This is a genomic window from Streptomyces capparidis, from assembly GCF_054782095.1.
Window position 1 is genome coordinate 104,503 of the sequence record NZ_BAAGTD010000017.1, and the last position, 22,820, is coordinate 127,322.

Sequence of the window (22,820 nt, forward strand, 5' to 3'; positions counted from 1 at the left end):
AGTGGTAGCGCCGGGGCGCGGGCGGCCCTACGCTCACCGCTGGCGGCGCGCCCGACCGGCGCGCGCCGCCCGGCCCCGCGACCGCCCTCCACCGACGAGGAGCCCCATGCGTCCGCACCGCTCCCCCGTGCGCACGGCAGCCCGCGCCGCCGTCGCCCTGCTCGGCACCCTGACCCTCACCCTGGCCGCGCACGGCCCGGCGTCCGCCTCCCCCGGCGGGTGGACGGTCGGCGGCGGCACCACCGTGAACACCCTGACCGGGGGTCAGGGCCTGGCCACCCTGGCCGACGGCTCGCTGCTGTACCGGGGCCTTGCGTCCATCCCGCTGTCGCTGCGGCTGCGCGGCTGGGAGCACATCGGCGACCCCGACGCGGCGGGCGGCTGGGTCTTCGACGCCTACCAGGGCGGCTCCGGCGCCACGAAGAAGATGTTCGCCGCGACCGGCCCCGACGGCACCCGCCACCTGTACGAGCACCCGCTCGACCCGGGCGAGCGGCTCAACAACTCCTTCGCCGCCGTCTCCCCCGACGGGCAGTGGCTGGTCTCCGGCGAGTGGGGCGACCAGGACCGGCTCCAGGTCTTCCCCACCCCGGTGCTCAACCCGGCCACCCCGCCGGCCGGGGGCACGCTCGCGCAGGCGGGCCGGATCCGCCTCGAACCGCCCGTCCGCGACATCCAGGGCTGCGACTTCGTCTCCCCGACCCGGCTGGTGTGCGCCTCCAACGACGCCACCCGCGCGCTGTGGCCCGACTCCCGGCCGCTGCTCCAGGTGGACCTGCCGCGCGCCCTGGACGGCACCGAGGTCACCGGCCGGGTCACCAGCCTCGGCCCGCTCCCGGAGCGCAGCGCCTGCACCGGCGCCTTCGAGGCGGAGGGCGTCGACTACGACCCGGCGACGCGCACGCTGCGCGCCCAGATGATCCAGCCCGGCGTGTGCGCGGTGAGCACCACCGTCTACGCGTACCGGCCGACGACCGGCTGAGCGGGACCGGGCGGCGCCACCGCGGCGGCCCGGGCGGCCCCGTCCCGTGTCGCGGCGCGGAACGGCACGGGTGCCGACGGCTCGAAGCGGGGCGCGGTGCGCGCGGCGGGCCGGTGGGGCACGCCGGGTGCGCCCCGCGGAGCCTCAGCGCGCCGCGCGCCTCCGGGCCAGTCCTCGCGGGGTGCGCCGCCGGGCGGGACCGGGGGCGAGGTGTCCGGCCGCGGGGTGCGCGACCACCGGCGCTCCCGGCCGGCCGGGCGGCGGACCGGGCCCGCGGCAGCGGCCCCCGCGGTGCGCCTGAGCACGCCTGACACGGCGACACCTCCCGCTGCGGACGCCCCGTCCCCGCCCCGTCCCGCAGGCGCCCGGCCCTCCCCGGCGGTCCCCGCCGCGCCCCGTCCCGCGGCTCACCCCACGGGGGAATCTTGGCCGGAAAACTCCGCGATACGTTCTCGTAACGCACAAGGTATGGCAGCGGCGAGGGTCCATCAGCAGTATCGGGCGCATGGAGCAGAACGGCGTACCGCGTCCGCTGGCAGCCGACCTCCCGCCCGAGGTGAAGGCCCTCGCCCAGTGCCTGCGCACCCTGGTGGCCTCGCTCGGCACCTCCCCCGACCGGTACAGCTCCTGGGCCCTGAACGACCCCGACGCCATGCGCCACTACCTCGACGGCTCCCGCCTCCCGCCCCGTGACGTGGTGTCGGGCCTCATCAGTCACCTGGCCGAGCACCGGGGGGTGCGGCTGGAACCCGAGGCCCGCCGCCGGGCCGAGGAGCTGCACGCCGCCGCGGTGCGCGCGGTGGACGCCGACCCCTCCCGGGTGGAGGAGCTGCGCGCCGAGCTCGACGCGATGGACACCGGCCTGGAGCGCACGGCCCGCCGCGAGCAGCAGCTCCTCGGCGACGTCCGCGCCCAGCAGGCCGCGGTGCAGGGCGGCGCCGTGGAGCACGCCGACTACCGCAGGCGGCTCATCGCCATCCACGAGGAGCTGCGCCGGGTCAGGCGGCAGCGGGCGCTGGCCGAGACCCGCCGCGCCGAGCTGGCCGAACGCCTGGCCGCCGCCGAGGAGCGGCACCAGCGCAGCGCCCGCCCCACGCGCCGGGCCCGCCCGACCGGCGCCCGGTTCGCCGGCGCCTACACCGAGCCGGAGGCCGCCCCCCCGCCGCGGCCCGCGCCCGAGGCCGAAGCCGCCGAACCGCCGCCGACCGGAGCCCGGTTCGGCGGCGCGGCGCCGGCGCGGCGCCGCTTCGCCCGCAGGAACGGCACCGAGCGGGCGCCCGGGCCGGAGGCCGCGCCCGGGCAGGACACCGTCCGTGCGGAACTCGCCCGGGACCCGGACGCCAAGGGGCTGGCGGAGGCGGTGATCCGGCTGCGCGGCGAGGGCCGCGCCCAGGAGGCGCAGCGGCTGCTGTGGGCCGCCTCGGCCTGGGCCCCGGAGCGGTTCCCGGCGCTGCTCGCGGCCCTGTCGGTGGCCGGGCTGAGCACCGACGCGAACGTGCTGGTGTGGGAGCTGTCGTCCCGCTCCCCGCAGGAGGTGGCCGCGTTCAGCGCCTGGCTGGTGAAGTGCGGCCTGGCCGAGGAGTGCCGCGAGCTGCTGGTGCACGCCTCGTCGCGGGCCCACGCCGACGTGGCCGCCGCCGCGCTGGCGCTGGCGGAGGCGGGGTGGCGGGATCAGGCCAACCTGCTGCTGGGGACGGTGACCCGGGTGCGCCCGCCCGAGGTGGTGGCGGGGCTGGCCGGGGATCTGGCGTCGGCCGAGGCCACGAGCCTGCTGCGGGAGCTGCTGGGGGCGGTCGCCGCCGTGCCCAGGGACCGCCAACTGCTCATCGCGGCGGCGATGCGCGTGGCGGGCCTCACCGAGACCGCGGCCGACATCCGCGGGTAACCGGGGCGGGCGGCCGGTGGCACCGGCGGGCCGCGAGCCGGAGTCCGCTCCCGCGCGCCCTTCCCCACTCCTTGCCGCGATCACCGGGGGGCAGCACAGTGTTCGGCCGGGATCCCGAACACCTGCCATCCACCGCTCCCGGAGGGGACCTCCATGCCGGACGCGCGTACCACCGCGACCCGCGCCGCCGCGCTCCTCGCGGCCCTGCTCCTGCCCCTGCTCGCCCTCACCGGCACCGCCCCGGCGCACGCCGCGCCCACCCTGGCGGCGTGCCCCACGGGCTGGGTGAACGCGCACTTCAGCCCGGGTCTGACCACCGAGTCCAGGCCCACCAGCGTGGACACCGAGGGCATGCTCGGCCCCTGTCTGTCGGTCGGCAACCCGGCGATCACCGCCGCCAGGTTCACCACCCACGGCACGGGCATGGCGAGCTGCACCGCCGCCGCCTTCGACACCACCGCGGTGGTGGACTGGAACGCGGGCCCGGACAGCGTCATCGACTACCACATCACCGTGAACCTCAAGCCCGCGGGCGAGAGCGTGCTCGTCGCCGAGGGCGAGGTGGTCGAGGGCCAGTTCGCCGGCGCCACGGTCCTGCGGGTCGCCACCGGGCTGCAACCCTCCGTCACGGGCTGCCTGACCGCCGAGGGCGTCACCGAGTCCTCGGGCCCGCACGCCCTGGCCGTCGTCGACTAGCCGGGCACCGGGGCGGGTGACGGCCGGACCGACGGGCCGTCACCCGCCCGTCCGCGCGGCGGGCCCGCGCGGCCCGGAAACAGGTCGGGCGGGTCCGGCCGCTCCCCTCGTGGCGGCCGGACCCGCTCCCCCCCCGGACGCCCCCCCGGGCGAAGACGCGACCTGGCACGACCAACTTAGGGGGGCCGCGTCGTCCGCACATCAGGGCAGACCCTGAGCCGCCGCCGACCCCAGGGCGGTTCTAGGACGCCTGGAGGTACGTCAGCACCGCGAGCACCCGCCGGTGGTCGGCCAGGCTCGGCTCCAGGCCCAGTTTGGTGAAGATGTTCCGCACATGCGTCTCGACGGTCTTGCCGCCCACGCCGAGCCGCTGCCCGATCGCCTCGTTGGAGCGGCCCTCCGCGATCAGCGCCAGGACCTGCCGCTCCCGCCCGGTCAGGTCGTCCAGCGCGCTGGTGGTCCTTCTGCGGTTCAGCAACCGCTCCACCACCTCGGGGTCCACCACGGACTCCCCGCGCGCCACCCGCACGATCGCCTCGACGAGCTCGTCGATGTCCGCGACACGGTCCTTCAGGAGGTAACCGAAGCCCTTCAGGTCCCGGGTCACCTCCCGCACCGCGCTGCCGGTCTCCACGTACTGGGACAGGATCAGCACGCCCATCGCGGGGTGGCGCAGCCGCAGCTCGCGGGCGGCGCGCAGCCCCTCGTCGGTGTGGGTGGGCGGCATGCGTATGTCGGCGAGCACCACGTCGGGCAGCTCGGCGTCGGCGAGGGCCAGCAGGTCCACCGCGTTGTCGGTCTGGCCCGCCACCTCGATCCCGGCCTCCCGGAGCAGGCGGACCAGGCCCTCGCGCAGCAGCGCCGAGTCCTCGGCGACGACGACTCTCACGGCCGCCCCACCGCAACCTCCACCGGCAGCTCGGCCCGCACCGTGGTGCCGCCCCCGACGGGGCTGACCACGCGCAGCTCGCCGCCCACGGCCGTGACCCGGTCGGCGAGGCCGCGCAGACCCGTGCCGCGGGCCAGGTCCGCGCCGCCGGCCCCGTCGTCCACCGCCTCCACGACCAGCCGCTCCCCCTCCCGGCGCACCCACACGCTCACCGCGCGGGCGTCGGCGTGCTTGGCCGCGTTGGACAGCGCCTCGCACACGGTGAAGTACGCGGTGGCCTCGATCACCGACGGGTAGCGGCCGGGCTCCACCATGACCACGACCGGCATCGCCGCCTGCTCCGCCAGCGCGCTCACCGCGGGCCCGATGCCCTCCCGGGTGAGCAGCGCCGGGTGGATGCCGCGGGCGAGGTCGCGCAGCTCGTCCAGGGCCACCCGCAGCGTCCGGTCGGCCTCCCGCACCGTGAGGCGGAGCTTGTCGTCGGCCTGCTTGGCCAGCCGCGCGTCCAGCCGCCTGAGGGTCATCAGGGCGAACACCAGCCGGGTCTGCGCGCCGTCGTGCAGGTCCCGCTCCAGGCGCCGCCGCTCCCGGTCGGCGGCCTCCACGATCCGCGAGCCCGCGGCCCTGACCTGCTCCAGCCGGGCGGTGACCTCCTCGCGCAGCCAGGTGTTCTCCAGGCCCAGGCGCAGCGAGGCGGCGACCGCGGCCAGCAGCTCCGGGTCCTCGTCCAGGCCCGGGTCGTGGATCAGCACCGCCGCGGGCTCGCCGCCGCGGTCCACCAGGGTGACGGCGCGGCCGGCGCCCTCGGCGGGCGGCGGCAGCGGGGCGCCGTCCACGTCCAGGTACGCGGAGGCGGAGGGCGCCCACACGCCGAGCCGCAGCGACGGGTCGCCGGTGACCCGGGCCAGCACCTCCTGGAGGCGGCGCGGGGTGGGGTTGGCGCCGACCTCGATGACGAGGTTGCCCACCGCGGCGCGCCGCAGCCGCATCCGCAGCAGCCCGGCGAGGAACGCCAGCGGCACCGCGACCTGGCTGAGGTCGGACAGCAGGGCGAGCAGCCGCTCGACGGCGCCGATGGTGCCTGGGGTGAGGACGTGCAGCATGCCCCAGCCGATGAACACCATGGCGAGCAGCACCGAAAGCCACGCGGGGAGCAGCACCCGGCGGCGGGCCGGTGAGGCGGCGCGCCAGCGGCGGGCCAGCTCCACCAGCACCACCGCGGTCAGTACCGCGCCGAGCCCTCGGTAGGCGGCGTCCACCGCCTCGAACAGCTCCGGGTCGTGGTGGAGCAGCAGCGCGTTGGGGCCGCAGCGCGTGGAGCAGCTCAGGTAGGTGGCCCAGGAGCTCACCGCCGGGTCGAACAGGGTCACCCGCGCCAGGCCGGCCACCGCGACCAGGCCGTAGCCCACGCCGACCACCCACCGGGAGACTCGGGTGGGCAGCCTGCCCTCGGGGTAGGCCAGGACGAGGTGGGCCAGCACCGCCAGGTTCAGCGCCTCGAACCACGCGCCGACCGCGAACAGCGCCGGCACGGCCGTGCCCTGGAGGTTGCCGAGGAACCAGGTGAGCCCCTCGGCGAGCATCAGCGCCCCCGTGGGGTTGGCCGGGCGCCGCCACCGGGCGACCAGGCCCGCGCCGGCGAACGCCCACCCCACGGACAGGTCCCGGGCCACGTCGGCCGCCGAGGCGCCCGCGCGGGCGTACGCCCACTCCGCGACCACGCCCGCCGCCAGCGCCACCACCGCCCAGGCCGCAAGGCGGACCCCAAGGCCCACGTCAGGATCCTCCTGGCTGTCGTCGGGGCCTTTCCGCCCACCGGTGCGCTTACGCCCCTAACCGTAGGGCAGCCGCACCGGACCTGCCGCCCGCCCGGGAGGGCGCACCGCCCACCGAGGGGGCGCGCGGCTAGCCGCTGTGCTCGGCGGCCAGGGAGCGGGGGGCGGTCAGGCCCCAGGAGTCCTGGAGTATCGCCGTGAGTTCCGCCACGTCGTCCAGCGCGGCCAGGCGTACGTTCAGCCAGGCGCCCGCGGAGTCCCAGCCGCCGCGGAGGAAGAACTTCTCCGGCTCGGCGATGATCAGCTCCTCGCGGTCCTCGACCGGGCAGCGGACGGTGACGGCGGCGTCGTCGTCGGACAGCATGGCGAAGATCTTTCCGCGCACCCGGAAGGTGGGCATGCCCCAGGACAGCTTCTCGGCGGTCTCCGGGAGGGACAGGGCGATCCTGCGGACGTCGTCGGCGGCGGGCATGGGCTCTCCGTGGGGGAACGTGGGCCTGGCGGGGCGGGTCTGCCTGCGGCCTCCCGCACCTCACCGCGAACGTTAACCCCTGCCACCGACAGCCGGCCCCGGCCGCCGGGCGCGGGCCCTCGGCCGGGCCCGGCCGCGAGAACGCCGCCGGGCCCCGGCGGCGCGGCACGAGCCGGGTCCGGCGGCGGAGAGGAGTCCGGGCCCGGCGGCGGGGAACAGGCCGGGCCCGGCGGGGTGGGGGAGCGTCGGGCCGGTCAGCCCTCCAGGCCCGCGACGCCCTCCTCGCCGACCTGCCGGGCCTGCACCTCCACCGGCGGGAACGGGTCGAGGTCGGTGGGCCGGGGCGGCTCGGGGCCGTCGGGGCCGAGCCGGACGAGCTGCTCGACGCGCACCACGCGGAACCGGCGGCCCGGCACGGCCACCTCGTCGCGCCGCTCCCGCTCCAGGCGGTCCGCGGCCCGCGCGTACACGGCGCGCGCCTCCTCGTCCATGCGGGTGAAGCGGGGCGCCATCTCGCGCAGGTAGAACGCCAGCGCCTCGCGGGCGCCCTGCGGGTGGGCGCCGGCCGCGGTCAGCGGCTCCCACCGTCCGCCGGTCTCCTCCGCGACGGCGAACTCGGCCGGAAGCAGCACCCCGCCGGGATGGGTGCGCAGGGCGGCGCGGGCGGCGTCGGCCCGCCCGTCGTCCGGGTACGGGTCGGGGCAGGGCACCAGGGACAGCAGCCGCAGCCGCAGCAGGCCCTCGCTGAGCCCGGTGGCGGCGCCGGGGTCGAGCACGAAGCCGCGCCCGCGGGCGGCGCGGACGCGGCCGGGCAGCGGGTCGGGGTCGGTGGGGCGCGGCGGCTCGGGGCCGTCCGGGCCCATGCGGACGAACTGCTCGCCGCGGATGATGCGGTGGCGGCGGCCGGCGACGGTCAGCTCGTCGGTGACCTCGCGGTCCAGCAGGGCCGCCGCGGCCAGGTGCTCCTCGGCCGCGCCGGCGGGCCCGCCGGCCTCCCGGGTCTCGTGGGCCGTCCTGCGGAAGTGGGAGGCCAGCGAGTCCCTGGCCGCCTGCGGGGCGCACTCGCCCATGGTCAGGACGGTCCACAGCCCGTCCTCGCCCTCGCGCGCGCACCCGAACACCGGGCCGGTCCCCGCCACGTCGGGAAATGCCTCCAGGGCGCGCCGCGCGTCGTCCTCGATGACCGCGGAGACGGGGTCGTCTCGCTGCACCATCCTGACGATCAGGTGCTCGGGCACTTCCTCAGCGTCATTCGCCATGCACGCATTGTGCTCGGTCCTCCCGGAGGACCGCAGAGTTTCGGCAATCCCACGCGCACCCCCGGGGCCCCGCGCGCTCCCCGGGCCCGGGACGCCCCTGGTGGGGAGGGTGCCGCCGCGGGCCGTCCCCGGCGCCGCGCCCGGCACCCTTCGTACACCTGCCGTACCCCGCCGGTACCCCGGCAGTACTACAGCAGGTCTCCCGTCCCGCTCCGGCCGCAATCCGTCCGGATCCCGCCCTCGGGGCCCCGCCCGGACCGTACCGGAACGGCACCGTCCGACCGGGGCGGCGGGCCGCCGCGGGGTCAGCCGGGCGCCCCGACCGGTTGGCGGACCGCCGCGCGGGGTGCGGCCCGCGGCGGGCGCCCGGGCCCCGCCTCCGTCCACCGCCGCGGTGGTGACCTGCGGGGACGGCCGTCCGGTGGGCCCCGGCCCCCTCCTCCGGCCGGGCGCGCTGCCGTATCGTCGTCTGGTCGCCGCCCGAAAACGATGCAACACGAAGGAGTGCCGGTGTCCCAGGAGACGACCCACGAGACCGTCCCGGCCGAGCCGACCCTGTCCGGTGTGCGCAACTTCCGCGACGTGGGCGGGCTGCCGACGGTGGACGGGTACCGGGTCGCCCACGGCAGGCTGTTCCGCAGCGGCCACCTCGCGCACGCCACCGGGGAGGACGCCGCGTTCCTGTCGGGCCTCGGCCTGCGCACCGTCTTCGACCTGCGCAACGACGCGGACATAGCGCTGGAGGGCCCGGACGTGGAGCTGCCGGGCGTGCGCAACGTGCGGATGCCGCTGAACGACCCCGCGGACGGCGCCGAGTTCTGGCGCATCGTCCGCGACGGCGAGATCACCGCGCTGCGCGACGCCCTCGGGGGCGGGCGCGCCGAGCGGCGCATGGCCGCCGCCTACCGGGACATCGTGGTGGGCCGCACCGCCGAACTCGGGCGCCTGCTGCGCACCCTGGCCGAGGACGACGGGCTGCCCGCACTGCTGCACTGCGCGGCGGGCAAGGACCGGGCGGGCCTGTCGGTGGTGATGGTGCTGCTCGCGGTCGGGGTGGAGCCGGCCGCCATCCAGGCGGACTACCTGGAGAGCAACGCGGCGCACCGCCGCTACCGGATCCGCCGGGACGCGGACGGCGCGGGCGGGCCGAGCCCGGAGGCGATGGAGCTGCTCAGCCCGCTGTTCGAGGCCAGGGCGGAGTACCTGGACGTGGCGATGACCGCGATAAGCGAGGGGTGGGGCAGCCCCGAGCGGTATCTGCGCGAGGCCCTGGGCTGCGGTCCCGAGTTGCGCGAGCAACTGCGGGAGCGGCTGCTCGACGGGGTGGTCTGAGACGGAGTGGTCTGAGACGGGGCGGCCTTCCGGCGGGGCGGGCCCGTGCCGCCGCCCCGCCCGGGACGTCCGCCGGGGGCGGGCGGGCCGGGTGGGGGCGGCGGCGGTGGCCGTCAGGTGGGCATGCGGTCCCCGATCAGCGCCAGGTTCTGGATCGCCGCCAGGCCGTACAGCGCCGTGGTGTTGGTGTCCACGAACGTCGCCTCCTCGCCGGGCACCAGCGCGGCGGGGCCGGTGAGCTTCTGCGCCTTCCACGGCAGCGTCGTCCCGTACCCGTCGCCGGTGTAGAACTCCCGCCAGGCGCGGGCCGCGAGCTTGTCGTCGCGCAGCCGCACCGCCGCGTAGGCGGTGAGCCGGGAGTGGCCCTGCTTGAGGATGAGGTTGCCGAACGCCTTGCCGGTCTCGGCCTCCTGCTCCGCGGGGGTGGCCCCGTACAGGCGGCAGTACTGGAGCCACGCCTTCTCGAAGTCCGGCATGTCCACGATGGAGATGAGCTCGCTGCACATCTCCACCTGGCCGAACATCGCCGACAGATGGCTGACGTCGGTCTTCTTCTGGGCCTCGGCGAACTCGCCGGTGTCGATGTCGTACAGGCCGCCGCCGGTGACGAAGCCGTTGGGCATGCGGGCGATGGTGCGCATGGTCGCCAGCAGCTTCTTCCTCGCGGTCTCCGCCTGCGGGCCGCCGCGCTCCCACTCGGTCAGCCACGCCGCGGCGAGCCCGCTCCAGTCGGTGCCGAGCCCGATGGCCAGGGCGTGCGGGTCGGGCTCGTAGGGCTCGGTGCGGATCTTGCGGAGGGGGTCGAGCACCAGGAACGTCCGGTCCGAGTCCACCAGGTCCCGCATCAGGTCGCCGACGCGCTCGTCCGCGGTGAGGAAGTAGTGGAAGCGGCGGTAGGCGGCGGTGCTGATGCGCTGCTGCTTGGCGCTGTCGGCGAAGTGCTGGACGCCGTGCCGGGTGCCGAGCCCCGCCCACTTCCCCAGGTGGTAGACGTCCACCTCGCCGGTGTGGCGGGTCATCGCCTCGGCGAACCGGAACACCTCGGCGCGCCCGGAGCGCAGATAGGCGTACCACAGCCACAGGTCGGGGGACAGCTCGGAGTTGTCCCACGCGTACCCGCCGACGTCGTACCGCCACTGGTGCCGGTCCACGTCGTAGGTGTGCATGATGTCGCCGTAGTCCCAGAAGCCGTACCAGCGCCGCTGCTCCACCTGCCCCTTGTAGTACGAGAACAGGAAGTCGAGGTGGTCCTCGATCTCGGCCTTGGCCGGGGTGGAGCGGTCCACCGGCGCCCAGTCGCCGAACACGCCGGCGGCGTGCAGGTGCTCGGGCCCCACCACGAGCTGCGGCGGGGTGCGCACGGCGGCGGCCTGCCCGGCGAGGACCTCCGCGCTCGGGGTGGCGTCCATGGCCCACAGGGTCAGCTCGCTGGTGCGGGCGATGCCGTACGGCGTGCCGAACCCCGGCTCGTAGTCCTCGTAGGTGATCTGGAGCCCTTCGAGCTGCTCGGGGAAGGTGTCCTGGCCCATGCCGTCGTGGTAGAAGCGCAGGTCCATCGGCTGGGCCTCGGGGGACCACAGCCACACGGTGACCTCGGCGGTGTCGGTGGCGGCGCCGCGCACGTCGAGCTGGGTGGGGTGGCGCTGCCAGAAGTCGCGCAGTCCGAAGGACAGGCCGCCGCCCGCCCCGCCGACGTAGCCGAAGCCGGAGGCGCGCCGCCCGCCGCCCGCGGCGATCCAGCCGTGCCCGGCCTTGGTGCGCTTGCGGACGGTGAAGCCGTCGGCGCTGAGCTGGCTGAGGGTGTAGTCGCTCCAGGTGGGGATCAGGTGCAGGCGGCTGCTGACGCGGGTGTCCCAGGTGGCGGTGTCGGGGGTGGGCCGCCCGGCGACCTGGGCGTCGCGGACGGCTTTGCCCGGGTCGCGCCTCAGGCCTGTTATTCCGCGGACGGCCTCGTAGAGCATGCCGTCGCCCTCGCCGCCGAGGCGGATGTGCCGGTTGTGCGGCTCGTCGCGCATGGGGACGGCGAACCGCACGCCGAGGCCGCGCACGAAGTCCTTGTCCTGGTCGCCGTCCCACACGATGGTGTGCACCATCCGCACGGCCTCGGACCCGGCGTGGAAGTACAGCCGGATGCTGAACGGCAGCCAGGAGCGGTTGCCCTTGCGGTGCTTGCCCTCCACCCGCACCACGGCGCGCACCGGGCCGTCCTGCTCGACGGTGGTCCTGGTCACCGCGCTGGTGAACCGCTCCCACCGCACCTCGCCGCGGTCGCCGTCGGCGATCGCGTCCTGCCGCAGCAGCACCAGCTCGCCGCGGCCGGCGATCTCCTTGCCGCCGCGGGTGATGGAGTCCACCACGCGGCTGCCGCTCCTGGGGATGCGGACGCTGACGACGCCGGTGTCCACGGTGACGTGGCCGCCGCCGCGGTGCACCTTCAGCGCCGTGGGGTGCGCGGCGGGCCGCCCCGGCTCCAGCAGGTACGACTCGGCGGCGGGCACCGCGCCGCCCACGGCGTGGGCCGTCCACTTCAGCGAGCCGTCCGGCCAGTAGCCGGTGGTCCAGGTCTGCACGGGGACCCGGGTGCCGTCGGATGTGCGCAGCGCGAACGCCTGGCCGGGTCGGAACCGGCCCTTGGGCCAGGGCACGCCCCAGGTGCTGCCGGGGGCGCGGCCGGGCCCGCCGGGCTCCAGCCAGCGGACCTCCACGGGTCCCTCGGTTCCGCGCGGGGCGGCCGGGGCCGCCGCGGCACGGCCCGGAGCGGCCCAGGACAACTGGCCGGCCGCTCCGGCGACCGCGGCCGTGGCGATCAGGGACCGCCGGGGGATGTCGGGCATGGTGCACCGCCTCACTCGAGTGTCTGTCGGGTGCGTTGCCGGGCGGCGGACGCGCCCGCAGTCCTTCGGACGCGTCCGCCGGCCAACGATGAAGGGAAGGTGGTACTCAGGCGGCGGGGGCGTCGGTCTCCTCGAAGCCCGCGCGCCGCTCCACGGCCACCGCGGCCGCGGCCAGGCAGCCGAGGGTGGGCAGCAGCAGCGGCGGCAGCGCCCAGGTGACGACGGCGAGCACCACGAGACCGCCGGCCAGCAGGCCGCTGCCCGCCGGGTCGGCGACCGCGCGCGCGGCCCCGTCCCGGGCGAGCCGGCACCACCGCTCGCCCGGCCGCCACCCCGCCGCGGCGCGCAGCCCCACCACCGTCACGGCAGCGGCGCCGGCGGCGCCGACCGCGACGACGAGCGGCCCGCCGGGCAGGCTCCCCGAGGAGCCGACGCGGACGTCGAGCAGCAGCACCGCCAGCGCCGCCCAGCCCAGCAGCCCGGCGAGCCAGCCGCGCCCGCCCGCGGCGGCCCGCCAGTCGGCGGCGAACTCGCGCATCCCCGCCCGCTCCCCCGCCAGGTGGCGGCGGACGTGGGCGCAGGCGGCGGCGAACGACGCGGGCGCGGTGACCAGGGGCAGCGCCCCGAGGAAGCACCACACCCCGGCGAGCATGCACTCGGCGAACAGGGAGAAGCGCGGGTGGCGCTCGGTGCGGACGTCGGCCGCCGCGGTCGTCGCCATCGCCCTCACCCCTTCAGGCCCGAGGTCGCCACGCCGTCCACCAGGAACCGCTGGAACGCCAGGAAGAACAGCAGCACCGGCAGCAGCGCCAGCAGCGACATGGCGGTCATCGCGCCGTAGTCGGACAGGCTCTGCTGGTCGATGAACTGCATCAGGCCCAGCGACAGCGGGTACTTCGACGGGTCGTTGAGGTACAGCAGCGGGCTGAGGAAGTCGTTCCACGCCCAGATGAAGCTGAAGATCGCCGCGGTGATCAGCGCCGGCCGGGTCAGCGGCAGCATGATGAACAGGAAGATCCTCACATGCCCGCAGCCGTCGATGCGCGCCGCCTCGTCCAGCTCCCTGGGCAGCCCGCGCATGAACTGCACCAGCATGAAGACGAAGAACGCCTCCACGGCCAGGAACTTGCCCAGCAGCAGCGGGACATAGGTGTTGATCATGTCCATCTTCTGGAACAGGATGTACTGCGGGATGATCAGCACGTGGTACGGCAGGAGCAGGGTGCCGATCATCATCGCGAACAGCACGTTGCGGCCCGCGAACCTGATCCTGGCGAAGGCGTACGCGGTCAGCGACGCCGAGAACAGCACCCCGACGACGGAGCCGACGGCGAGGATCGTGGAGTTGACGAAGTAGCTCCAGATCTCCACCCCCGCCACGCCGTCCAGCGCGCTGGAGTAGTTGTCCAGCGTCCCGTTCGACGGCAGCACCTCGACGTTGCCGACGATGTCCTGCGACGGCTTGAACGAGCTGCTGATCAGCCACACCAGCGGGTAGAGGATGACGCCGAGCGTCACCAGCGCGCCCAGGTGCCAGGCGATCGACCCGGCCCGGCGCCGGCCGGCCCGCGCCGGGGCCGCGGTGGCGGTGGTCATGCCTTGGCCTCCTCACCGGAGTAGTGGACCCAGCCCCGCGAGGTCTTGAACAGCACCGCGGTCACCAGGCCGACGCCGAGCAGCAGCATCCACGCCATGGCGGAGGCGTAGCCCATGCGGAAGTTGGTGAAGCCCTGCTCGTAGAGGTACATCGTGTAGAACAGCAGCGAGTCCGCGGGGCCGCCCTTGCCGTTGCTCACCACGAACGCCGAGGTGAACACCTGGAAGGAGTGGATGGTCTCCAGCAGCAGGTTGAAGAACAGCACCGGCGAGATCATCGGCAGGGTGATGGAGACGAACCGCCGCCACCGGCCCGCGCCGTCCACCTCGGCCGCCTCGTACAGCTCCCGGGGCACCTGCTTGAGGCCGGCCAGGAAGATCACCATGGGCGCGCCGAACTGCCAGGTGGTCAGCGCGATCAGGGTGAGCAGCGACAGGTCGGGGTCGCCGACCCAGCCGCCGGTGCCGATGCCGACCGAGCCGAGGACGCGGTCGACCGCGGCGTCGTCGGAGAAGATGGCCCGCCACACGATGCCGATGCTCACCGACGCGCCGATCAGCGACGGCGCGTAGAACGCGGAGCGGTAGAACCCCTGGCCCCGGCGCGGCTTCGCCAGCAGCAGCGCCACGCCGAGGGCGGCGGCGAGCTTGAGCGGGGTGCCGACCAGCACGTACAGCAGGGTGACCTTGACCGACTGGAGGTAGCGGTCGTCCTCGAACATGCGCTGGTAGTTGTCGAAGCCGACCCAGTTCGGTGACTGGAGCAGGTCGTAGTCGGTGAACGACAGGTACAGCGAGGCCAGCATCGGGCCGAGGGTGAGCAGCAGCATCCCGATGCACCAGGGCGTCAGGAACAGGTAGCCCGCCAGGTTCTCGCGGGTGCGCGCGCTGGTCCTCGGCTGCCGCGCCGCGTCGCGCGGCCCACCGCCGCCCGGCCGCTTGGACAGCGGCCGGGCGCGCGGCGGCGACGGCGTCTGTGTGTGAGCCACCAGGCCCTCCGTCAGTCCTTGTTGAGAGCTTGCTCGGCTTCGGAGAAGAACTGGTCCACGGCGTCGTCCACAGACAGGCTGCCGTGGTTGAGGTCCTCGTAGATGCGCTTGAACGCGGCCTCGACGACGCCGGTGCCGGCCGGCTGCGGGGTGATCGGCTCCAGGTAGGGCTCGGACTGCTGCTCGTAATCGGCGACCAGCTTGTCCGGGCCTGCGGGCTTGAACGCCTCGAACTGGGCGTTGGTGGGCAGCACGCCGCGGTTGTAGCCCATGATCTTGCCGACCTCGGGGTCGTTGACCATGAAGCTGATGAACTTGGCGACCTCCTCCGGGTGCTTGGTGCGGGCGTAGCCGCTGAGCATCAGGGAGGACAGGTACTGGCCGGTCTTCTTGCCGTCCGCGGTGGGGATGGGGGCCAGGGCCAGGTCGTCGCCGCTCTCGCCGACGAAGCGGGGCAGGAAGTTGTCCCAGTTGAACTCGGAGGCGGACTCGCCCGCGCTGAGCACGGACTTCGGCGCGACCTGGTCGGCCTTCTTCTGCGGGACGTACAGGCCCTCCTTGCTGCCCTTGGACTCCTCGCCCCAGAACGTCCTCAGGTCGTCCTTGGTGAAGCCCAGGCCGTCCTCGGTGAAGAACGCCTTGCCCTGCTGGCGCAGGACCAGGTCGTAGAAGTACATGGTGTTGGCGGGGCCGCTGTTGCCCTTGATGCCGCCCTTGTCGCTGATCTTCTCGACAGCCTCGTGGTACTCGTCCCAGGTCCAGCCGGGCTTGGGCGTCACGCCGACCTTCTTGAACTCCTCGGGCCGGTAGACCAGGGCGAAGGTGTTGGCGCCGACCGGGACGCCGTACTGCTTGCCGTCCACCACGCCGATCTTGTCGATGTCGGCGCGGAAGTCGCTCAGGTCGAGGTTGCCGGCCTTGACCTGGCGGTTGAGGTCGAGGAGCACGTTCTTCTCGCCGTACTCGCGCAGGAAGGTCACGGAGTTCTGGAAGACGTCGGGGGCGCCGCCGCCCGCCGCCTGGGTGGAGAACTTCTTCCAGAAGGACTCGTACTCCTGGAAGTCCGCCTTGACCTTGATGTCCGGGTGCTTCTTCTCGAAGAGGGCGATCGTCTTCTGGATCAGCTCCGCGCGCTCGGCGTTGCCCCACCAGGAGTAGCGGATCTCCGTCTTGCCCGAGCCGCTGCCGTCGTCCCCGCCGCATCCCGCGACGAGGAGGGCCAGCGCCGCGAGCCCCGCCCCGGCTGTGCGCAGGCGTGTTGATACGTGCATGCCGCTCCCCCTTTGGAGTCGTTCGCGCACCACAAATGATCTTGAAGCGATCCCTGAAATGATCTTTAGAAAGCGCTTGCGTTGAAACGTTAAAAACGAGGTGGACTCCCGTCAATGGATCGGACAGAACTGACTGCTGATCAAAAACGGGGGCGGGGGTGGGGCAGGGGTGCGGAGGCGGTGGGGTGAGAGGGGTGGAGCGGGGGGTGGAGGCGGGTGGGGGGCCGGGTTCGGGCGGGGTCGGAGGTGGGTGGGAGTGGGGTTTCGGGCGGCGGGCGAGGGGGCGGTGGGCCGGGCGGAGGGCGGGCGTGGCCGCGGGTGGGGTGCGGAGTGTCGCTCGGGTTGGTGGGGTGCGGACACCGGTCCTCCAGGCCCACCCTCTCCGCGACCCGCCACTCCCGCCAGTCCCTGGGGGTGGCCGCCGCCCGGTCGGCGCCGCTCGGCGCGCCGGCCGGGGTCACGGCCCCTGGTGGACACTGCCCAGCCGCCGGCTCCCGCGATCGCCTCACCCGCCGGACCCCCGGGCCTTCACGCCCGCCGCCCACTCCCCCGCCAGTCCCTGGCGGGTGGCCGCCGCCCGGTCGGCGCCGGCCGGTGCGCCGACTCCCGGCGTCGGCACCGCTCGGCGCGCCCGCCGGGGGCCACGGCGCCCGCCGCTGGTCCCCGCCGCTCGGCCCGCCAGTGCGGTAGACACTGTCTACTCACCCTGGTAGACACTGCCCATGCAGGAACACGACCCCACGGGTCTGCGGGCGCGGCTGGTTCGGGCCGGGGTGGAGACGGTGGGCCGGGAGGGCGTCGCCGCGCTGTCGCTGCGGGAGATCGCGCGGCGGGCCGGGGTGTCGCACGGGGCGCCGCGGCGGTACTTCCCGACGCACCGGTCCCTGCTGTCGGCGATCGCCCGGGAGGGGTTCGCCGAGCTGGAGCGGCGGGCCGCCGAGGCCGTCCGCGGACAGGCGGCGCCGCGGGCGCGGATCGCGGCGCTGGGCCGCGTCTACCTGGACTTCGCGCGCACCGAGCGCGGCATGTTCGAGCTGATGTTCCGGCACGACCTGCTGGAGAGCGGCCGGCTCGGGCTGCGGGAGACGAGCCTGCCGCTGTTCCGGCTGCTCGTGGACCTGGTCGCCCGGGTCCGCCCGGCCGCCCCGCCGGAGGCCGTCGCCGGTGCGCTGTGGGCGAACCTGCACGGCGTCGCCCAGTTGTGGCAGTGGGGCGCGCTCCAGCTCGCGACCGGCGCCGACGACGTCGAGCCGCTGCTGCGGGCCGCGCTGGAGGCGCACCTCGGGCCGGAGGAGCGGTGAGGCGGCCCGCGACGCTCGTCGCCTGCGTCACCGGCGCGGTGATCGTCGCCCTGGACGGCACGATGCTGACCCTCGCGCAGCCCACCATGCAGCGCGACCTGCACGCCTCGTTCGGCGAGGTGCAGTGGACCAGCACCGGGTACCTCATCGCGGTGGCGAGTCTGCTGGTGTTCTCCGGGCGGCTCGGCGACCGGTACGGCCACCGGCGGGTGTTCGCCGCGGGGACGCTGGGGTTCGCCGCCGCCTCGGCCGGGATCGGGCTGGCTCCGGGGATCGGGTGGGTGGTGGCGCTGCGCGTCCTCCAGGGGGTGTGCGGGGCGCTGCTGCAACCGGCGACGCTCGGCATGCTGCGCGCCGCCTACCCGCCGGAGCGGCTGGGCAGGCCGATCGCGCTGCGGACGAGCGCCATCGGCCTCGCGGCGGCGGCCGGTCCGCTCCTCGGCGGGGTGCTGGTGGAGGAGCTGGGGTGGCGGGCGGTGTTCTTTCTGCACGTCGTGCCCGCGCCGGCCATCGCCGCGCTGGCGCTCGCCGCGCCGGAGCCGGCCCGCCCGGACGCCCCCGCCGGGCCGGCCCGCCTCGACCTGCCGGGCGCCTGCCTGCTGGCCGTGGCGCTGGCGTGCCTGGTGCACGGCCTGGTCGCGGTGCCCGCCTCGGGCTGGACGGCCTCCTCGGGCGCCGGGTTCGCCGTCGCGGCGGCCGCCGGCGCGGCGTTCGTCCGGCACGAGCGGCGGGCGGCGAACCCCCTGGTGCCGCCGGACGTGGTGGGCGCCCCCGCGGTGTCGGCCGCGCTCGGCGTGCTGGTGTGCGCGTCCGCCGCGCTGTTCGGCACCCTGTTCGTCGGCACGTACGTCCTCCAGGACGTCCTCGGGCTGGGCCCGCTGGAGACCGGGCTGCGGGTGCTGCCGCTGGCGGCGGCGATGGTGCTGGGCGCGCCGCTGTGCCCGGCGCTGGCGCGGCGGTACGGGCCCCGGCGCACCGCGGTGGCCGCGATGGGCCTGCTCTGCCTGGGCGTGCTCGCCCTGTCCCGGCTCGCCGAGGGGGTCGGGTGGGCGTGGTGGGGCGGCGGGTTCCTGCTGCTCGGCGGCGGCTTCGGGGCGGTGATGGTGACGGCGACGGCCGTGGTGGTGCGGCACGCCCCGGTGGCGGCGGCCGGGGTGGCGGGGGGCCTCCAGCAGACGGCGATGAACGTCGGCCCGACGGTGGGGGTGGCGGTGGCGGCCATGCTGGTGGGCCTGGACACCGCGCTGCGCACGGGCTCCGCGCTGCTGGTGCTGGGGGCGGTGGCGGCGATCGGGGCGCTGGTGGCGGTGGGGCTGCCGGGCCGCCCCGGGGAGGCGGCGGCGGAGCCGGTGACGGCCCGGCGGTGAGCGGTGTCGGCCCGGGGCGTGCCCGTCAGGGGTGGGGGACGCCCGCCGCGGTGAGCTCCTCCAGCAGATGCCGGTAGGTGGGCGCCAGGCGGAGCAGGCCCGCGGCGAGCGCCTCGTCGTCCCCCGTGACCAGGGGGTGCTGGAGGCCGCCGAGGATCCTGGCCTGGCCGTCGGCGGCCCGGGCGGCGGCCGCCAGGCCGAGGGAGGCCAGGCAGGTGGCGGCGTCCAGCAGGCGGCGGGTGCCCACGCGGATGCCGAACGCGGCCAGCAGCCCGCGCACGGCGGGGGCGAGGCGGCCCCCGCGCACCTCGGCGGCCAGGGTCTCCAGGGCGGCGGCGCCGCCCAGGGTGCCCGGGGGGACGGGCAGGTCGCGGCGGCCCGCCAGCCACCGGGCGGCGCGGGGAAGGGACGCCCGCAGCGCCTCGTCGGGGGTGACGCGGCGGTGGCGGGCGAAGCCGGCGCGCATCACGTACGGGACGTCGGTGTAGGGGACGGCCCCGGCCTCCCAGGAGGCGGTGAACGCAGCGGCGGGCAGGGTCGCGTACGGGTGGCCGTGGGGGTCGTGGAGCAGCACGGTGCCGTCCTCCACGGCCAGGACGACGACGTAGTGGTCGGCCACGTCCTGCTCGCCGTCGCCCGCCCGCGGGGTGCCGGGCTGGTACAGCAGCAGGCCCATGTCCAGCGGGCCGGCCAGCACGGGCCCCGCGGCGCAGGCCGAGCGCAGGCGGGCGAGGGCCTGCTCGGGCGTGCCGCCCGCGGTCCGCTCGCAGCGCAGGCCGAGCAGGTCGATGGCGTCGCTGAGGCCGGTCTCCGGGTCCCAGCCGTACGGGTCGAACAGCGGCAGGGTCCCGGCCAGGAGCTGGACGCCGAAGGGCGAGCCGGTGAGGGTCTCGATGACGGCGGGCGGGGGCGCGTCGGGGCCGAGGACCATCGCCAGGGAGTTCGCGTAGCAGTAGGGGCCGGAGCCCGTGTAGGCGGTCATGGGCGCAGTGCAGCGGCTCACACCGTGTCAGTGTCAACTCGGTGTCAACCCGAACCGGGATTCGCACGTGTGTATAGGCGGAAGTGTCGATCGCTGGAGGTGTGTTCGTGGCGCAAGCCGCTGTGCCGTCGCGTGCGAGGAGACGGGGACTGGCCGTCGGGGCGCTGGTCGCCGCGCTGGTCGGGCAGGCCCTCGCGGGAACGGCCGTCGCCGCCCCGTCGGGGACGGCCTCGTCCTCGGGCCGGGGGCTGGCCTGGAAGGCCTGCCCCGAGGAGAAGAGTGTCCAGTGCGCCAAGGTCAAGGTGCCCGTGGACTGGAAGAACCCCAAGGGCAAGACCATACAGATAGCCGTGGCCCGGCACCGGGCCACCGACCCCAAGCGCCGGATCGGTTCGCTGCTGGTCAACCCGGGCGGGCCCGGCGGGTCCGGGGTGGACTTCGCGATGATGGCGGACGGGTCGTTCTCCCCCGAGGTGCTGGCGCGGTTCGACATCGTCGGGTTCGACCCCAGGGGTGTGGCCCGCAGCGCCCCGGTGAGGTGCGACGAGAGCCTGATCGTCGCCCAGGACAAGCTGCTGTTCCCCAAGAACGACGCCCAGTTCTCCGCGCTGCGCAAGGCCACGAGGAAGCTCGGCGACAACTGCAAGAAGCTCAACGGGCCGCTGGTGGAGAACGTGGACACCGCCAGCGTCGTGCGGGACATGGACGCGATCCGGGCGGCCCTCGGCGAGAGCAGGATCAGCTACTACGGGGTGTCGTACGGCACGCTGATCGGCCAGCAGTACGCGCAGATGTTCCCCAAGCGGGTGCGGGCGATGACGCTGGACTCCAACATGGACCACAGCCTGTTCACGTGGGGGTACCAGACCACGCAGGCCGAGGCCGTCGAGGGGTCGTTCAACCAGTTCGCCGACTGGTGCAAGCGGACGTCCGGCTGCGCGCTGCACGGCAAGGACGTGCGGGCCCTGTTCGACTCGCTGATGAAGCGGGCCGAGGCCGGGAAGCTGACGGTGCCGGGCGAGCCGTCGGAGAAGATCACCGTGCGGGACCTCCAGGAGGCGATCTTCGGGTACTTCTACGACCCGGCGTCCTGGTTCGAGCTCGCCGAGGTGCTCAAGGAGGTCGACGCCGGCAACACCCGCGCGGTGCCGGCCCGGGAGCGCGGGGAGGCCGTGGAGTTCGCCTACCGCGCGGTGATGTGCGAGGACTTCAACTTCACGCTGAAGGACCACAAGGAGCTGGCCAAGCTCGAGGGCAAGCTCAAGCGCCTGGCCCCGCACACCCGGCTCAGCCCGCTGGGCTGGACGGACCTGACGGGCTGCGACACCTGGCCGCGGAAGGTCAGCAACCCGCAGGCCAAGCTGAAGGTCGACGGCACGCCGAAGATCCTGATGACCAACAGCAAGTGGGACCCGGCGACGCCGTACTCGTGGGGGCAGAACTCCGCCAAGCAGATCGGCAAGGAGGCGGTGCTCCTCACCTACGACGGCGTGGGCCACGGCGACTACTGGCTCAGCCCGTGCGCCCGGAAGGCGATCGACACCTACCTGGTGTCGCTGAAGACGCCGAAGTCCGGCACGCACTGCCCGGCGGTGTGGCCCAAGCGGCAGGACGCGCGCGCGCAGGGCGACGCCGGCACCGCGCTGGTGAACCCGCTGCCGGCGCTGCTGGGGACGGGGACGACCCGCTGAGGCGGGACGGCGCGGCCCGCTGACGCGGGGCGGCGTGTGAGCTGATCGAGGAGCGCGGGGTGCCCGGGTGGCGCCCCGCGCTCTTCGCGTTCCCGGGGCGGGGAGGGGCCGGAGGAGGGGCGGGAAGGGAGTGCCCGGCTCCACTTTGTCCTGGCCCGGGAAAAAGTCGGATCGGGTTCTGCGCAAGTTCTTCCTCGCCCGGTTCGCCGGTGCTACGGTCCCCCGTGAAAGCCAGGCCCACGTCGGGATGTCGGGAGGTGGCGTGAGACGGATGACGGCTCGACCCGCGAACGCGGACCAGGCGCGCCTGCTGAAGCTGCTGCGCGACCAGGGACCGCAGTCGCGGGCGCAGCTCGGGGACCAGGTGGAGCTCTCCCGCTCCAAGCTGGCCGTCGAGGTCGACCGGCTCCTCCAGACCGGGCTCGTCGTGCCGGACGGCCTGGCGGCGTCCCGGGGCGGGCGGCGGTCGCACAACATCCGGCTCGCTCCTTCGCTGCGGTTCCTCGGCGTGGACATCGGCGCCACCTCGGTGGACGTCGCCGTGACCAACCCCGAGCTGGAGGTGCTGGGCCACCTCACCCAGCCGATGGACGTGCGCGAGGGACCTGTCGCCGTGTTCGAGCAGGTGCTCGCGATGGCGGCGAAGCTCAGGGACTCGGGCGTGGCCGAGCGGTTCGACGGCGCCGGGGTCGGCGTGCCGGGTCCGGTGCGGTTCCCCGAGGGCGTGCCGGTGGCGCCGCCGATCATGCCGGGCTGGGACGGCTTCCCGGTGCGGGAGGTGATGAGCCAGGAGCTGGGCTGCCCGGTGCTGGTGGACAACGACGTGAACCTGATGGCGCTGGGCGAGCAGCACGCCGGGGTGGCGCGCACGGTGCGGGACTTCCTGTGCGTGAAGATCGGCACGGGCATCGGCTGCGGCATCGTGGTGGGCGGCGAGGTGTACCGGGGCGTCACCGGCAGCGCGGGCGACATCGGGCACATCCAGGCGGTGCCGGACGGGCTGGCCTGCGCCTGCGGCAACCGGGGCTGCCTGGAGGCGTACTTCGGCGGCTCGGCCCTGGCCAGGGACGCGCAGGCGGTGGCGGCCTCCGGCGAGTCGGCGGCGCTGGCCGCGCGGCTCGCGGACGCGGGGCGGCTGACCGCGTCGGACGTGGCCTCGGCCGCGGCGGGCGGCGACGGCCCCGCGATCGAGCTGATCCGTCAGGGCGGGCTGCGCACCGGGCAGGTGATCGCCGGTCTGGTGAGCTTCTTCAACCCGGGCCTGGTGGTGATCGGCGGGGGCCTGACCGGGCTCGGCCACACGCTGCTGGCCAGCATCCGCAGCCAGGTGTACCGGCAGTCGCTGCCCCTGGCCACGGGGAACCTGCCGATCGCGCTGAGCGAGCTGGGCCCGCTGGCCGGGGTGGTGGGGGCGACCCGCCTCATCAGCGACCACATATTCTCGCCCGCCTGATCCGCGTCCGCGGGCAGGCGGGACGGCACGGCGGCGGCCCGGCGAC

Annotated in this window: 18 protein-coding genes; 8 read left to right on the top strand and 10 right to left on the bottom strand. The window is 75.1% G+C overall.

Features of this window, described 5'->3' with window-relative positions; genetic code table 11:
- Positions 1-106: 106 nt before the first annotated feature.
- From ACYVO2_RS16135 to ACYVO2_RS16145, 3 genes are all read left to right on the top strand, one after another.
- Positions 107-982: a hypothetical protein gene (locus ACYVO2_RS16135; RefSeq protein ID WP_461008495.1), complete on the top strand. Its 876-nt coding sequence runs from the start codon at positions 107-109 to the stop codon at positions 980-982.
- Positions 983-1,487: 505 nt separating this feature from the next.
- Positions 1,488-2,867, top strand: coding sequence for a hypothetical protein (locus tag ACYVO2_RS16140; protein ID WP_461008496.1), 1,380 nt, complete (start codon positions 1,488-1,490; stop codon positions 2,865-2,867).
- Between the two features lie 153 nt (positions 2,868-3,020).
- The gene (locus ACYVO2_RS16145; protein ID WP_461008497.1) at positions 3,021-3,563 is read left to right on the top strand and encodes a hypothetical protein; all 543 of its coding nucleotides are present in this window, start codon (positions 3,021-3,023) and stop codon (positions 3,561-3,563) included.
- A 241-nt stretch (positions 3,564-3,804) separates the two neighbouring features.
- On the opposite strand, the gene ACYVO2_RS16150 is transcribed toward ACYVO2_RS16145, so the two are convergent.
- The 4 genes from ACYVO2_RS16150 to ACYVO2_RS16165 all read right to left on the bottom strand — a co-directional run bounded on the left by ACYVO2_RS16150 (position 3,805) and on the right by ACYVO2_RS16165 (position 7,958).
- Complete coding sequence (locus ACYVO2_RS16150; RefSeq protein WP_461008498.1) at positions 3,805-4,452, bottom strand: response regulator; 648 nt, start codon at positions 4,450-4,452, stop codon at positions 3,805-3,807.
- On the bottom strand, positions 4,449-6,227 hold the full coding sequence (locus ACYVO2_RS16155) for a sensor histidine kinase (RefSeq protein WP_461008499.1): 1,779 nt from the start codon (positions 6,225-6,227) through the stop codon (positions 4,449-4,451). The genes ACYVO2_RS16150 and ACYVO2_RS16155 overlap by 4 nt, the downstream gene beginning before the upstream one ends.
- A 130-nt stretch (positions 6,228-6,357) precedes the next feature.
- Positions 6,358-6,699 (bottom strand): MmcQ/YjbR family DNA-binding protein, encoded by a 342-nt coding sequence (locus tag ACYVO2_RS16160; RefSeq protein ID WP_461008500.1) that lies wholly within the window; start codon positions 6,697-6,699, stop codon positions 6,358-6,360.
- 254 nt (positions 6,700-6,953) lie between these two features.
- Positions 6,954-7,958 (bottom strand): DUF5954 family protein, encoded by a 1,005-nt coding sequence (locus ACYVO2_RS16165; RefSeq protein ID WP_461008501.1) that lies wholly within the window; start codon positions 7,956-7,958, stop codon positions 6,954-6,956.
- Positions 7,959-8,447: 489 nt separating this feature from the next.
- On the opposite strand from ACYVO2_RS16165, the gene ACYVO2_RS16170 reads away from it, so the two are divergent.
- The gene (locus ACYVO2_RS16170; RefSeq protein WP_461008502.1) at positions 8,448-9,290 is read left to right on the top strand and encodes a tyrosine-protein phosphatase; all 843 of its coding nucleotides are present in this window, start codon (positions 8,448-8,450) and stop codon (positions 9,288-9,290) included.
- A 113-nt stretch (positions 9,291-9,403) separates the two neighbouring features.
- On the opposite strand, the gene ACYVO2_RS16175 is transcribed toward ACYVO2_RS16170, so the two are convergent.
- The 5 genes from ACYVO2_RS16175 to ACYVO2_RS16195 form a co-directional block, all read right to left on the bottom strand.
- Positions 9,404-12,124, bottom strand: a complete 2,721-nt coding sequence (locus tag ACYVO2_RS16175) for an exo-rhamnogalacturonan lyase family protein (protein WP_461008503.1) — start codon at positions 12,122-12,124, stop codon at positions 9,404-9,406.
- Between the two features lie 106 nt (positions 12,125-12,230).
- A complete protein-coding gene (locus ACYVO2_RS16180) occupies positions 12,231-12,845 on the bottom strand; it encodes a hypothetical protein (RefSeq protein WP_461008504.1) in 615 nt (204 codons plus the stop codon).
- 5 nt (positions 12,846-12,850) lie between these two features.
- On the bottom strand, positions 12,851-13,720 hold the full coding sequence (locus tag ACYVO2_RS16185; protein ID WP_461008505.1) for a carbohydrate ABC transporter permease: 870 nt from the start codon (positions 13,718-13,720) through the stop codon (positions 12,851-12,853).
- Entirely contained in the window at positions 13,717-14,709 is a 993-nt protein-coding gene (locus ACYVO2_RS16190; RefSeq protein ID WP_461008506.1) for a carbohydrate ABC transporter permease, read from the bottom strand. Before ACYVO2_RS16190 ends, ACYVO2_RS16185 begins: the two co-directional genes overlap by 4 nt.
- Positions 14,710-14,720: 11 nt before the next feature.
- Complete coding sequence (locus tag ACYVO2_RS16195) at positions 14,721-15,980, bottom strand: ABC transporter substrate-binding protein (RefSeq protein WP_461008507.1); 1,260 nt, start codon at positions 15,978-15,980, stop codon at positions 14,721-14,723.
- Between the two features lie 722 nt (positions 15,981-16,702).
- Here ACYVO2_RS16195 and ACYVO2_RS16200 point away from each other — a divergent pair.
- Positions 16,703-17,281 (top strand): TetR/AcrR family transcriptional regulator, encoded by a 579-nt coding sequence (locus tag ACYVO2_RS16200; RefSeq protein WP_461008508.1) that lies wholly within the window; start codon positions 16,703-16,705, stop codon positions 17,279-17,281.
- The gene (locus ACYVO2_RS16205; RefSeq protein WP_461008509.1) at positions 17,278-18,648 is read left to right on the top strand and encodes an MFS transporter; all 1,371 of its coding nucleotides are present in this window, start codon (positions 17,278-17,280) and stop codon (positions 18,646-18,648) included. The genes ACYVO2_RS16200 and ACYVO2_RS16205 overlap by 4 nt, the downstream gene beginning before the upstream one ends.
- 25 nt (positions 18,649-18,673) lie before the next feature.
- Here ACYVO2_RS16205 and ACYVO2_RS16210 read toward each other — a convergent pair whose 3' ends face one another.
- Positions 18,674-19,630 carry a hypothetical protein gene (locus ACYVO2_RS16210; RefSeq protein ID WP_461008510.1) on the bottom strand — a complete coding sequence of 319 codons (957 nt, stop codon included), beginning with the start codon at positions 19,628-19,630 and terminating at the stop codon, positions 18,674-18,676.
- A gap of 107 nt (positions 19,631-19,737) precedes the next feature.
- Here ACYVO2_RS16210 and ACYVO2_RS16215 point away from each other — a divergent pair, with 107 nt between their 5' ends.
- On the top strand, positions 19,738-21,321 hold the full coding sequence (locus ACYVO2_RS16215) for an alpha/beta hydrolase (protein WP_461008511.1): 1,584 nt from the start codon (positions 19,738-19,740) through the stop codon (positions 21,319-21,321).
- Between the two features lie 271 nt (positions 21,322-21,592).
- Entirely contained in the window at positions 21,593-22,774 is a 1,182-nt protein-coding gene (locus tag ACYVO2_RS16220) for an ROK family transcriptional regulator (RefSeq protein WP_461008512.1), read from the top strand.
- The last annotated feature ends 46 nt before the right edge of the window (positions 22,775-22,820 follow it).